8 protein-coding genes are annotated in these 14005 nt (G+C 44.8%); 5 read left to right on the forward strand and 3 right to left on the reverse strand.

Translation table 11 applies throughout. The annotated features are described in order from the left end of the window. Positions 1 to 106: 106 nt before the first annotated feature. Together AC805_RS20170 and AC805_RS20175 are read right to left on the reverse strand one after the other, a co-directional pair. A complete protein-coding gene (locus tag AC805_RS20170; protein ID WP_009627341.1) occupies positions 107 to 445 on the reverse strand; it encodes a P-II family nitrogen regulator in 339 nt (112 codons plus the stop codon). 109 nt (positions 446 to 554) lie between these two features. Continuing rightward, a complete protein-coding gene (locus AC805_RS20175) occupies positions 555 to 3338 on the reverse strand; it encodes a cation-translocating P-type ATPase (protein ID WP_055077068.1) in 2784 nt (927 codons plus the stop codon). 218 nt (positions 3339 to 3556) lie between these two features. Between AC805_RS20175 and AC805_RS20180 the strand changes: the two genes are divergently transcribed. The 3 genes from AC805_RS20180 (at position 3557) to AC805_RS20190 (ending at position 8334) form a co-directional block, all read left to right on the forward strand. Further along, a complete protein-coding gene (locus AC805_RS20180) occupies positions 3557 to 4654 on the forward strand; it encodes a hypothetical protein (protein ID WP_055077069.1) in 1098 nt (365 codons plus the stop codon). Positions 4655 to 4657: 3 nt separating this feature from the next. After that, a complete protein-coding gene (gene mutL, locus AC805_RS20185; RefSeq protein ID WP_055077070.1) occupies positions 4658 to 6313 on the forward strand; it encodes a DNA mismatch repair endonuclease MutL in 1656 nt (551 codons plus the stop codon). 251 nt (positions 6314 to 6564) lie between these two features. After that, a complete protein-coding gene (locus tag AC805_RS20190) occupies positions 6565 to 8334 on the forward strand; it encodes a M61 family metallopeptidase (protein WP_055077071.1) in 1770 nt (589 codons plus the stop codon). A 202-nt stretch (positions 8335 to 8536) separates the two neighbouring features. Here the strand turns inward: AC805_RS20190 and AC805_RS20195 are convergent, their stop codons facing one another. After that, entirely contained in the window at positions 8537 to 10702 is a 2166-nt protein-coding gene (locus AC805_RS20195) for an EAL domain-containing protein (protein WP_055077072.1), read from the reverse strand. 672 nt (positions 10703 to 11374) lie between these two features. Between AC805_RS20195 and AC805_RS20205 the strand changes: the two genes are divergently transcribed. Both AC805_RS20205 and AC805_RS20210 read left to right on the forward strand, forming a co-directional pair. Next, positions 11375 to 12823, forward strand: coding sequence for an ATP-dependent DNA helicase RecQ (locus AC805_RS20205; RefSeq protein ID WP_055077074.1), 1449 nt, complete (start codon positions 11375 to 11377; stop codon positions 12821 to 12823). Between the two features lie 16 nt (positions 12824 to 12839). Further along, positions 12840 to 13928, forward strand: coding sequence for a DUF3474 domain-containing protein (locus AC805_RS20210; RefSeq protein ID WP_055077075.1), 1089 nt, complete (start codon positions 12840 to 12842; stop codon positions 13926 to 13928). Positions 13929 to 14005: the final 77 nt, after the last annotated feature.

Genomic DNA, 14005 nt, shown 5'->3' on the forward strand with positions numbered 1-14005 from the left:
TTAATTATGCTGAGGTACTTAAAAAATTATAAAAATTATAAAAAATTAAAAGAGTCAGCACTAGGTACTGACTCTTTTAATGAAATTCGTTGAACGTTACAAAGACTTAGACAGCTTCTAAATCCTTTTCACCAGTACGAATTCGGATAATTCGCTCTACAGGAGATACGAAAATCTTACCATCGCCAATTTCGCCAGTACGAGCGGCAGTAATAACTTTATCTACCACCATATCTACTTGGTCGTCTTCTACAACGATCTCAATTTTGAGCTTCTGTAGAAATTCAACAGTGTACTCGGAACCACGATAGCGCTCCGTTTGTCCTTTCTGACGACCAAAACCGCGTACTTCTGATACGGTCATACCGACTACGCCAGCATTTACCAGAGCAATTTTGACTTCGTCAAGCTTGAATGGACGAATGATTGCTTCAACCTTTTTCAAATTAACTCCTCCACTGATTCTTGAACTTTAATACACTTGAATCGCTACCCAAATTTGTAGCCTAGCATACTTTTTAGCATTGTCCTTGGCTTTGGCATCTAGATTGGCGTTAGGTTTGACGCTGCCATAACCACCAACGAATTACCAGTTTCTCTAATTCTATCCAAACAAACATTAATGCACTAAACCCAAAGCAAATTGCCAATTCGGTTGGGGTAATCAGATGAGTACCAAAGAATCGACGGAATGGCTCCACGTAAATTAGCACTAATTGCAGGACTGTAGTCATAATTACCGATCCCCAAACATAAAGATTTGTCATCGGATTCAGTTCTATGGTTAGCTGCGTATTAGAACGAATGGCGATCGCATGACCCATTTGGGCTAGGCAAAGAGTTGTAAACACCATCGTCGCCCATCGCTCTTTCACATAGGTTTCATTAAAGTGTGTATTGGTAAAGCCATAGGACCAAACCATGAGCACGATCGTGATAATCGCAAGGATAATGCCAATTCTGACCATATAAGCTCCCATCCCTCTAGCAAAGATATTTTCGCGAGGATCCACAGGGGGCTTTTTCATGACATTTGGTTCGGCTGGCTCGACGGCAAGGGCAAGGGCAGGCAATCCGTCGGTAACGAGGTTCATCCAAAGGATTTGCAGAGGGCTTAAGGGCACGGTCAGACCAATTAAGGGAGCCGTCGCAATCGTAATGACTTCGCCAATATTGCTACCGAGAATATATTTAATAAAACGCCGAATATTGGTATAAACTACGCGACCTTCTTCGGTGGCAGCGACAATAGTGGCAAAGTTATCATCGAGCAAGATCATGTCACTGGCTTCTTTGGATACGTCAGTACCCGTTATACCCATCGCGATGCCGATGTCCGCTTGTTTGAGGGCAGGAGCATCATTCACACCATCCCCCGTCATGGCAACAAATTGATGCTGCCTCTGTAAGGATTGCACGATCCGCAATTTATGTTCGGGGGAGACACGAGCATAGACGCTAACCTCTTGGACTTCGCGATCTAGCTCGGTGGCACTCATCTTTTCGAGTTCTCTTCCCGTAAGAACGCGATCGCCCAATTGGGCAATGCCCAGATCCTCAGCGATCGCTTTGGCAGTGAGCTGATGATCGCCAGTGATCATGATGGGGCGAATACCTGCTTCACGACAAAGTTTTACGGCTTCGCGTACCTCTGGACGCGGAGCATCGAGCATTCCCACCAGACCGACCCAGATTAAATTACTTTCATCGTTTTCATTAAGTCCAGCCTCTGGTAATTCGGGCAAGTTGCGATAGGCAAATCCGAGTACCCTTAGACCACGACGGGCTAGTTCATTATTTTGGGCGAACACCTGTTGGCGTTGAGCATCTGAGATCGGATCGATGCGATCGCCAATTTGGATATGGGTACAGCATTCTAAAGTTAACTCTGGCGAACCTTTGCAAAAGAGGACATTCCCGCCATGTTCACCTTGAACCAGAACGCTCATGCGCTTACGCTCAGAGGAAAAAGGAACTTCAAACACGCGCGGCATCCGATGTTGCCATTCCGCCGCATCGCAACCACCTTTACTGGCAAGCACGATCAAAGCACCTTCAGTGGGGTCGCCAATAATAATCCATTCCCCATTTTTTTGCTGCAAGATGGCATCGTTGCAAAATACACAGGCCATTAATAATTGCTGCACTTCGGGAATGTTGTTAACGGCAAAGGTCGGCTTCTCAGGCACACCATCTATGGTAAATTCTCCGACAGGAGCATATCCATCGCCCGTTACTTGCAAGGAATGGAGCCCAGTGCGAATCCCTTGCACTACCATTTTATTTTGGGTGAGCGTACCAGTTTTGTCAGAACAGATCGTGGTGACGGAGCCAAGGGTCTCCACGGCGGGCAAACGCCGAATCAGGGCATTTCTCCTGACCATGCGTTGAGTCCCTAGGGCAAGGGTAACTGTTACCACCGCAGGTAGCCCTTCGGGTACTACTGCTACCGCCATACTCAGGGAAGTCTTGAGAAGTTCGCCAAAGTTACCTTTATTCAACATCCCTCCCAACACAACTAAGCCTACTAACACTAGGGAACCAGTGACCAGTACATTCCCTAGCTGGGTCATTCTTTGCTGGAGGGGGGTATCTTCGGTTTCTACATTCTGGATGAGGGCAGCTATTTTCCCCAATTCAGTTTGCATTCCTGTTTTGGTGACTAGTACCTTGGCGCGACCCTGTACGACCTCAGTCCCCTGATAGACGCAATTTAAGCGATCGCCTAAACCCGCATCTTCCTCTAGGACGAGTTTTGCCTCCTTATTTACGGCTTCGGCTTCTCCCGTCAGAGCCGATTCCCGCACCTGTAAGTTTTGTTCGTCTAGCAATCTTCCATCGGCCGCAACCTGTACTCCCGCTTCTAGGAGCATGATGTCTCCAGGGACGAGGTTCTTACCATCGATTTCGATTACTCCGCCATCACGAATCACCCTGACCTTAGGGGAAGACATGCGCTTGAGAGCCGCAAGGGCTTTTTCGGCATTAGTCTCCTGCATAAAGCCGAGAATGCCATTAAGCAAGACAATCGAGGAAATGGCGATCGCATCTTTGGGAAATTCGTGATCCCTAATATCGAGAATTGCCGAAACCACGGCAACTGCCATCAGCATGATCAGCATGATATTGGTAAACTGATCGATAAAGATTTGCAGTGATGATCGCCCAATTTTGGCGACTAATTCATTGGCTCCATAGCGCTGGAATCTAGCCTTAACTTCTTGGTTAGTAATTCCTTGGTTAACATCACTTTGTAATAAAGCGATCGATTCATCGACATCAAGAGTATGCCAATGCGCGTGCGGAGGAGCTTCAAGCTCTTGTTCTGCAATTGCCATAAATATTTTAGGGATAGACAGCTATACCCATAATACTAAAAAATAGTGCTAGCCACCTTAAGAATCTTGAAGCCTACTAGTTGAATAATTAGGCTTGCGTCGCGAAGCGACGCAAGCCTAATTATTCAACTAGTAGATGAGTAGTGGCGCTTCGCGCTACTACTCAGGTTTTGAGTTTTACGATCTAAGCAAAGCTTGCATTACGATACAATTAGGCAATGATCAAGAACCCATTTTTGCCCCAAAGACTGGTAGGCAGACAAGTTGAATTAGAAAAAATCAGTCAAATTTTATTAGCAGATGGCGATCTGCTAATTGCAGGGGTGGCAGGGAGCGGACGCAGAACTTTAGTCAAATGGGCTGCCCAAAAAGCTGGCGCGAGGATAATTACCATCGATTGTCTCAGGGCAACCGATGGCGATCGCTTTCTCAAGCTTTTAGCAGAAAGTTTGCTGCATACCTTCGATCTCCCTGAAGAATTATTAGTAATCCAGCAGTCACTCAAAGATCAGCCTGTGACCTTTGACCTCACCGAAAGATCTAAGCCTCGGATGGTTTGGAAACTCAACTCGGTCGGGATCTGGAATCTATTTGAGAAGTTGTTAAGTGTGCCACAGCAGATGGCGGAATGGCTAGATTGTCGGGTCGCGATCGTATTGCATAATTTTCCTCATATCCGTTCTTGGGATCGCAAAGGCGAATGGGAAGAATACCTGCGGCGGGAAATTCAACTTCAGAGTCGAGTCAGTTATATCTTAATTGCGACAGTGCCCGAACCTTGGATGCATAAGTTGAGCCTGCATGTCGTTGAGCTTCCATCCCTCAGCAATGCCGAATTATGCGAATGGCTGGAACCCACAATGGGGGCAAAAGGATTGAGATTTGATCCCTCGACTACCGCCTTACAGCTTTTTACAGAATATATTCAGGGCAATCTGAGCGATGCGATCGCTTTAATTCGCCGCATCGACATTAGCTGCATCGACCCCGATCATCCTCCCAAGGAATTTCTCATTCAGCCGCACCATGTCCATCAGAATATGCTGCATCTGATCGAAGATCTCGCCCCCACCTTTGAGTCTTTAATTATGTTACTGCCCCCGACTCAGGTGCGCGTCCTCGAAAGTTTGGCGATCGATCCTACGGTCAGCCCCCATAGCCGTGAATATATCCAAAGACATCAGCTATCTAAGGGAGGCAGCCTGCAAGGAGCGCTCGATAGCTTAGAACAAAAAGGACTGGTTTATGGTGCGAAATATGGCTATCGGATTGCCCTGCCAACTTTACAGTTTTGGCTCAAGCAGCGCTTAGGATAAGCAATGCCAAACATTCAGCCCCTCCCCTTAGAAGTTGTCCATCTCATCGCCGCTGGTGAAGTGATTGATTCTTTGGCGGCGGTAGTCCGCGAACTGGCGGAAAATGCGATCGATGCTGAGGCGACAAGGATCGTAATTTCGATTTGGACGGATACCCTATCGGTACAGGTCAGTGATAATGGCTGTGGCATGACGATCGACGATTTATCCGATGCCGTCACTCCTCACACTACGAGCAAAATCAGCAGAGCCGAGGACTTATGCCATATTAAAAGCCTAGGCTTTCGCGGTGAGGCGCTTTACAGTCTTGCGCAACTGGCCGATCTGAGTATCTGTAGTCGCCCGCTCCAAGAATCCCTCGGCTATCAAGCCCATTACGATGAGCATGGGCAACTGCAAGCTGGTCCCAAGGTGGTGGCGATCGCCACAGGTACGGTAGTGACAGTGCGCCATCTCTTTGCACGCTATCCTAACCGATTACAATCCTTACCCAGCCATTCGCAACAAGTGCGCAAGGTGCAGTTGCAAATTCAACAAATGGCGATCGCTAATCCCCATATTAATTGGCAGGTCAATCTAGATCATCGCGAGTGGCTAGCTATTTGGGCAGGTGCTAATGCTAGGGAAATTTTGCCCCAAATTATTAATTCTATTCATCCCTACGATCTGGTGTATCGAGAGTTTGCGCTTACTGCCCATTCTTCTTTTGCTAGCGCAGGGCATATGGCGATCGCCCTAGGACTCCCCGATCGCCTATCGCGTCGCCGTCCCGATTGGGTAAAAATCATTCTGAACGGTCGAGCCATTAACTTTCCCGAATTAGAACAAACCATATTTTCTAGTCTAGAGCGTACCTTACCGCGCCATCGCTTTCCACTATGTATTGCCAGTTTAAACCTACCCTACGAGCGGATTGACTGGAATCGCCATCCTGCTAAGGTGGAAGCCTACATCCAAGACCTAGCCGATATCCAAGCCCAGTTAAAAGATGCGATCGCCAAGATCTTGCAAATCCCCGAACCAACTTCTCCCATTAGTTACAGTCATGTCACGAACGATCTGTTGCGAACTGCGGAAAGAAAGACTACTTATTTACTTCCCGCCAAACGAGAAACTTTTAGTCAGTCCTATTCTGGATTAAAAGCGATCGCTCAAGTGTTAGACACCTATATTCTTGCCGAACATGCAAGCGGTTTATGGTTGATCGAACAGCATGTTGCCCACGAGCGGGTGATCTTTGAGCAGATCGAAACTCAATGGCAAATTGTGGCGATCGAGCAGCCGATTTTATTAAAGCAACTGACCGATGAAGGGATCGAATGCTTACAAGCATTGGGACTAGACATTGAAGTCTTTGGCTCTAATCTCTGGGCAGTGCGATCGCTGCCAGAGATTTTAATCGGGCACCCAGATTGCCGCAGCATCTTGCAAGAGCTTGCCCAACAGCAGGATCCTACCCTCGCAAGGGCAACCGCAGCCTGTCGCAGTGCCATTCGCAATGGGACAAAGCTAGAAATGAGTGCCCTACGCGATCTACTTGAGCAATGGCAACAGACCCGCAATCCCCATACCTGCCCTCACGGTCGTCCGATCTGTCTTGCCCTAGATGAATCGGATCTTGCTCGCTTCTTTCGCCGTAACTGGCTAATCTCAAAATAAATCTCAAAATAAGGGATCTAGCTATCAATGGTTGTTTCATAACTGCCGCTAACTAAAGCCCAAGAATTGATTGGCGGCGCGAAGCGCCGCCAATCAATTCTATTATCGATCAAACGAACCAAGGAACTTTTTGAAAGCGTTGCTTCGCAACGCTTTCAAAAAGTTTCTTGGTTTGGATTTGAGCGCAAAGCGCTATAAGTAAAACTTGCATTGCTATATTAGGTGAAGTTTGCGATCGCAGGTTTAGCCCCATGGATGATTCAGTGACTAAAGATTCAGTGACTAAAGAATATTACTCCGACCAATTTACCTATCGAATATCTATTCCCGAACCAGAAAATCATCTTCTCCATGTCGAGCTAACGATCGCCAATTGGCAACAGGAATTTATCGATCTCAAATTACCCGTCTGGACTCCAGGTTCCTATTTAGTAAGGGAATATGCCAAACATTTACAAGACTTTGCCGCCATTGATGGAAATGGGAAGCCGATCGCATGGCAAAAAATTAGTAAAAATCATTGGCGTTTGCAACGAAGCGATCGCTCTATAGCGCCTATTACCATTTCTTACCGCATTTTTGGCAATGAGCTAACCGTCCGTACCAATCATATCGACCGCACCCATGCCTTTTTTACAGGTGCTGCCGTATTCATGTACCTTCCTGAATATCAGCAATATCCCTACATCGTTCATATTCCTGACCTCCCCAAGAATTGGCAAATCGCGACCGCTTTACCCCCATTTGGCGATACTAAGAATACTTTCTACGCCAAAAATTTTGACATTTTAGTAGACAGTCCCTTTGAGATTGGCATCCACGAGCGCTATGAATTCACCGTCCAAAACAAACCCCATAGCTTTGTGGTCTGGGGGCAGCACAATGGGGATATGCAGCGCTTGGTCAAGGATGCTGCGGCGATCGTGGCAGTAGAAGCAGAAATGTTTGGCGGACTACCCTACGATCGCTATGACTTTATTCTTCATACCAGTAATGGCTTTGGCGGATTAGAACATAAGAACTGTACCGTACTTCTCTACAATCGTTTGGGATTTCGCAAGGAAGAAAGCTATTGCCAATTTATGAATCTAGTTGCCCATGAATTTTTTCATACTTGGAATGTGAAACGCATTCGTCCCAAGGCTTTTGAAACCTTTGATTACGATCGAGAAAACTATACAAGTTCGCTTTGGTTTAGCGAAGGAACTACTAGCTATTACGATCGCCTTTTTCCTCTTCGTGCTGGTATTTACGATGCTAAGCATTATCTGAAACTCGTTAGTAATGCGATTACCCGTCTACAAACTACCTCTGGGCGCAATGTGCAATCGCTATTCGAGTCCAGCTTTGATACTTGGATCAAGCTCTATCGCCCCGATCCAAATACTCACAATAGTCAAATCTCCTACTATCTAAAGGGCGAACTATTATCGCTGTTATTAGATTTACTGATCCGTGATCGCACTAATAATTTGCGATCGCTGGATCGAGTCATGCAAATTATGTGGGAACGCTTTGGCAAGGATGAAACGGGCTTTAGCGAAGCCGAACTCCATGGGGTAATCGAGACTGTTGCGGGGATAGACCTATCGCATTTCTGGAATGATTATCTGTATGGTACAAAAGAACTCGATTACAACTACTATCTCGAACCCTTTGGTTTAGAATTACGAACCACTAGACAGGATATTCCTTTTGTCGGAATGACGCTAAAATCCAAAAATGGGCTTGCGGAAGTTGACAGGGTAGAAGCTGGGTCGCCTGCCCAAAAAGCAGGCATTAATACGGGTGATGCGGTACTGGCGATCGCAGGAATTCGCGTTACCGCAGAAACTTTTAACGAGCGGCTGCGGGACTTTGCCATTGGTGAGGCAATCGAGGTCGCGATTTTCCAACAAGACTTGCTCCGTAACGTTAAAGTCATTTTAGCAGAGCCGATTTTTAACTACTTTGAGCTAGTACAGATCCCCAATGCTTCCTCTAGTCAGGAAGTCAACCTAAGAATGTGGCTTAATATTTAACGTCAGTTCGGGTTAAGCTAGCAAATTTTCAAAACCCAAAAGTAAAAGCCTTGCTAAGCAAGGCTTTTACTTTTGGGTTTTGAGAAAGGGTTTACTACGCAAACCCTTTCTCAAAACCCATTTCAAATTATTCCAAACTCCTCAAGGGCAGGAGGCGGCGCAAAGCGCCGCCTCCTGCCCTTGAGGAGTTTGGAAATCGTTATTATGGCTCAATTTTATTTGGTCGCGTTACCCCTTGCGATCTCAGCAAAGCCTCAACCTCATCAGATGGCATCGCCCTATAGTAAAAATAACCTTGAATTTGATCGCAACCTAGAGATTGCAACAGATCGACCTGTTCTCTCGTTTCGACCCCTTCCGCGATCACATTGAGATTGAGACTATGGGACAAATTAATAATTGAAGCGACTATAGTGCGATCGTGTTCGTTATGAGCGATGTATTCAATAAAAATGCGATCGATCTTGAGAGTATCAATAGGTAAATTTTTGAGATAACTCAGAGCCGAGTAGCCTGTCCCAAAATCATCGATAGATAGCTGGATACCCATCTGACGGAATTGATTTAGCAGGGTAATTTTCTCTTCAACATTATCCATCATGATCCCTTCCGTAATTTCCAATTCTAGATAGCGGGGATCGAAATTTGTTTCCTCAAGAATTTGATTGAGGCAAAAGAGAAAGTCCTTTTGTTGCAGTTGTTTAATCGATAAATTTACACCCACTTGGATCGGTGGTAAACCCATATTTTGCCATGCGATTACCTGCAAACAGGCTTGACGCAAAACCCAGTTACCAATAGCAATAATTAAGCCTGTCTCTTCCGCGAGCGGGATAAATTTACTGGGAGGAATGGAGCCTAGAGCTACATGTTTCCATCGTAATAGAACCTCCAAACCGACAATTTTCCCCGTCTTCAAATCGACTTGCGGCTGATAGTAGGGTATCAATTCATCATTTTCAAGGGCTCGGCGAAGATTATTTTCCATAGAGAGTCTCTGAAAACTCTGCTCCTGCATATTGGGAATATAAAACTGGAAGCTATTTTGACCTTCAGCCTTAGCTCGATACATTGCCATATCAGCATTATGAATAAGCCCCTCAATATCAGTATTATGTTCAGGATAAATACTCGCACCAATACAGGTGGTAATATGCAGTTCGTGCCCAGCACAGATAAAGGGTAAAGTCATCGCTTGAATCATCCCCTCCGCGGTTTGCAGCACGGTATCGTTAGACTCGATCGACTTCGCCACGATCGCAAATTCATCAGCCCCCCAACGCACGACGATATCACCTTCTTTGATCAAGATCTTTAAGCGATCGCTGACGGCTTTGAGTAGGAGATCGCCAATACTATGACCTAAGGAATCATTAATTAATTTAAAACGATCAATATCAAGGAATAAGACAGCAAATTTTTGTTGTTTGTCCTGTAGTTTTTCAATATATTCAACTAAATGCTCATGTAAATATTTGCGATTTGGCAATCCCGTAAGAGCGTCATAATGAATTTGGTAGGAGATAATTGCCTCTGCCTGTCTTTGTTTCGTAATATCAGAAATATGAATGCGAACTATCTCATTCCAAGGCATAAAGTGAATGATTTCTTCATATATCTTTTCATTAATCACTACCTCCCGTATAAACACTTTACGAATAGGATTAACCACAGGCAATAATTGAGCCAGCAAGTTTTGGAGTAAAGGATGATTGATCCGCTGCTCTTCAAGATTGGGGAACTGGTACAAGGCAGCAGGATTAAGATATAGGATTTTTCCTACTAAGTTTAATTCAATAATTGGTTGGGGATTTAGCTCTGGGGAGGAGATAAATCGATTAATCGTTTCTTGAGCGTGAATAGATAAATCGCGATCGGCAATTGATTGTAAAGGCGAAAATTGAAAAAGCTCTGTTTCACTGAAAGACTGATTATTCGCAATGGAATTACTAGAGTTAGCAAGCTGATTTTCCGAGCGATTAATTTTGGGGATATTAGCGATCGCCGTAATCACCTGATATACAGCTTTTGTATCTTTGCTAAAGAGAATTTCATCACCATGGGACAATATGTGGGAAAACCGTTTTTTCCCATTAATTAAGATTCCATTAGTACTTCGTCTGCCATCAATGCAACCATCAATAATTCTAAAAAAGCATGAAGATTTCTGAGAAGCAACCGCTAGTAAGGTTGCATGTTGGCGAGATACGAGATTAGAACGAAGAACAATCGAATTGCCCAGACTGCGTCCTAAGGAGTAGGTAACGCCATGCAAGAGAAAATTGCGAAACCCCTGTGGATCTTCAACCGTAAGTACGTGATGAAGCATCTCTTTGATCTCAAGAGTAGATGACTCTTCTGGTCTCACCTGAATAATTTCCCTTTACAACGAACTTTGGAAGGATTTGCAGCTATATAACTTATTAGATTAGTAGATCTTTATTAAAAATATCATTAACCGCTAGGTTTAACAAAAACTCATGCTTCCCTTGAATACCGTTGAATCCAAAATTGAATCCAAAATTGAATACAAAATTGAATACAAAATACAGTACGCATCTACTTTCTCTTACAAGCACTTCTCGACTCCTGAGAATTAATAAGCTAAAACACCGCACTTTACTCTAGGCAAAAAAATAGGATCTTTCTAGGGAGCAAGTGTTTGCCACAATCTCAAAGGAAATCCTATAGTTCGTTTTTATGATTTTTATGGTCATGAAGGGCGATCGTGAAGGGCGATCAGGGAAGGAGATCGCCATCTTCAAGAAATTCTAAAAGTTTTTCAATTTGTTATATCTAAGCAGTTAAGTAATGAATATGAAATTATAATATCAAACATGGTTTGTTAAGTAAGTACTATAGCATTGCTAAGTTTTTAGCTAAGTCCTATGCAGAATTAGCACTGGCTGGAAAAATCTTACAGCGCTTTGCGCTCAAACCCAAACCAAGAAGATTTTTGAAAGCTTTGCAAAGCAAAGCTTTCAAAAATCTTCTTGTGGTTCGTTTGATCGAAATCTACTTCATACATCATTTAGGGTAAATGTCAGAAACATTGAGGGAATGGACGACAATCCAACAGACATTTCAGCAGATTTGGGGATATAAAGACTTAAGGTCATCTCAACGGGAAGTCGTTACCAGCCTTTTGCAAGGGCAAGATAGCTTAGCAGTGATGGCAACTGGCGGAGGAAAATCCATTTGCTTTCAGCTACCAGCGCTTTTTCGTGAGGGGTTAACCTTGGTAATCTCTCCATTACTTGCCCTGATGGAGGATCAAGTGAGGGACTTACAGGCGCGGCACCTACCTGCAGCTTGTATCCATAGCAATCTGTCGCAAAGGGAACGGCGCGAGATCCTCCGAAATCTGCCAAATATCCGTTTGCTGTATGTTTCGCCTGAGACGCTCTTGAGTCAACCAATCTGGGAAATAATCAGCGATCGTCATTTAAAAATTGCGGGAATCATGCTAGATGAAGCCCATTGCCTCGTGCAGTGGGGGGATTCCTTTCGTCCGAGCTATCGGCGTTTAGGGGCAGTCCGCTCGGCTTTGATGGCACAAAAGTCCGATCATTCCCAAATTGCGATCGCCGCTTTCACGGCCACCGCCGATCGCCATACAACGCAGGAATTACAAACCTGCCTACAGCTTAAAAATCCCCATATCGTCCGCACTAGCCCCTATCGCCCGCAACTCAGCCTCCAAGTAGAAATTGCTTGGACTCCGTCGGGACGAAAATCCCGCATTCTGAAATTTATTCGCGATCGCCTAGGACAATCAGGATTAATCTATGTCCGCAGCCGTAACGATGCCGAGATGTTAGCGGCTTGGTTAAGAGACCATTCTTTTGCCACGGCGGCATACCATGCAGGCTTGCCTCCCCAAGAAAGGCGGTATATCGAGCAGCAATGGATGGCCAATAAATATCCCTTTGTAATCTGCACATCTGCTTTCGGTCTCGGAATTAATAAACCCGATACCCGATGGGTCTTGCATTTTCACCCCCCGTTAACGCTTTCAGAATATATTCAAGAAATTGGGAGAGCAGGACGCGATGGTCAGCCTGCGGAAGCATTGATGCTTGTAAGTGAGCCTACGGGATTGCTCGACAATGGCGATCGCCAAAGGGTCGATTTTTTCCTACAGCAACAACAAAAACTGTACCAAAAAGCCCTTGCCCTATTGCCAAAAATTCCGCGTCAAGGGAGTTTTACCGAAGTCTCCCGCACCTATCCCGAGGCAGAGACCGCCTTAGGGCTATTGCATCGCTCGGGACATCTCACATGGCATACCCCCTTTACCTATGAAATTTATGGGCTCCCTGAGCCAAAACAGCTTGAACAACTGGCAGGGGATCGGAGCGCGATCGCGCAAATGCAAGCTTATATCAGACTCAAAGGCGATCGATGGGCTTTTTTACTAGATAACTTTGGTTTCGAGGAAGAATCCAAGTTACTGCTAAGATCTAAAAGCCAACTTAATTTTTCTTAACAACAGGGAAATATACGTGTCGTCTTCGACTATTCATCGGATCAATCTCGAGAACCCTCTTACCGATACATCTTCGACATCTCAAACTGAGCTTCCGTTTACTTTTCAAGATGTAAAAGCCGCTATTCCATCAGCATGTTTCTCACCTAATGTATGGCGATCGCTCGCCTATTTTTTTGCCGACACAGCGATTATTGTAGGTTTATACGCCACTGCCATGTACTTGGATGCATGGTGGTTTTATCCAATTTTCTGGTTTGCTACGGGGACAATGTTCTGGGCTTTTTTTGTGGTCGGTCACGACTGCGGGCATGGTTCTTTCTCAAGGAGCAAATGGCTAAATAATCTGATCGGGCATCTCACCCACATACCAATTCTCGTACCTTATCACGGTTGGCGCATTAGCCACCGCACCCATCACCAGAATACAGGCAATATCGACACCGATGAAAGTTGGTATCCAGTCACCAAAAGTCAATATCAAGAAATGGACTGGGTTGGCAAATTCATTCGTTTTGATGCCCTGTTGTTTGCCTATCCTCTCTATCTATTTAAGCGATCGCCTGCCCGTCCAACAGCCTCTCATTTTGTTCCCAACAACGATCTTTTCCGCGCATCGGAAACCAATGACATTTTGACCAGTAGCATTCTGTGGACTGCGATGATAGTTTTCCTAGGGTGGTTGGGGTTCACCTACGGATTTCTATTCCTATTCAAGTTCTATATTGTTCCCTATCTTATTTTTGTAATCTGGCTCGATCTGGTTACCTATTTACATCATACCGAAGCAGATATTCCTTGGTATCGTGGTAAAGACTGGTACTTCTTAAAGGGAGCGCTTTCCACCATCGATCGCGATTATGGAATCTTTAACAATATTCATCATAATATTGGTACCCATGTCGCTCACCACATCTTTATTGGCATTCCTCACTATCATCTCAAAACTGCCACAGATGCGATTAAACCAGTTCTAGGGAAATATTACCGAGTTTCTAACGAACCGATTTGGAAATCCTTTTTCACTTCTCAAAAGTCCTGTATATTTGTCCCTGATGCTGGCGGAGAAGTTTATTATGTACCTTCTTCGGAAGTTATTAAATAACTAAGTAGCTAGGCATAATTAAAAACCAAAACCAGAGAGCATACTGGTATGCTCTTCTGGTTTTTAAGTTTACTTAT

This window comes from Pseudanabaena sp. 'Roaring Creek' (genome assembly GCF_001402795.1).
GTDB lineage: Bacteria > Cyanobacteriota > Cyanobacteriia > Pseudanabaenales > Pseudanabaenaceae > Pseudanabaena.

Bases quoted from the DNA above. Each gene is read 5' to 3' on its own strand.
- AC805_RS20180 (WP_055077069.1), top strand. From the start codon at position 3,557: ATGATCAAGAACCCATTTTTGCCCCAAAGACTGGTAGGCAGACAAGTT.
- AC805_RS20190 (WP_055077071.1), top strand. From the start codon at position 6,565: ATGGATGATTCAGTGACTAAAGATTCAGTGACTAAAGAATATTACTCC.
- AC805_RS20205 (WP_055077074.1), top strand. From the start codon at position 11,375: ATGTCAGAAACATTGAGGGAATGGACGACAATCCAACAGACATTTCAG.
- AC805_RS20175 (WP_055077068.1), bottom strand. From the start codon at position 3,338: ATGGCAATTGCAGAACAAGAGCTTGAAGCTCCTCCGCACGCGCATTGG.
- mutL (WP_055077070.1), top strand. From the start codon at position 4,658: ATGCCAAACATTCAGCCCCTCCCCTTAGAAGTTGTCCATCTCATCGCC.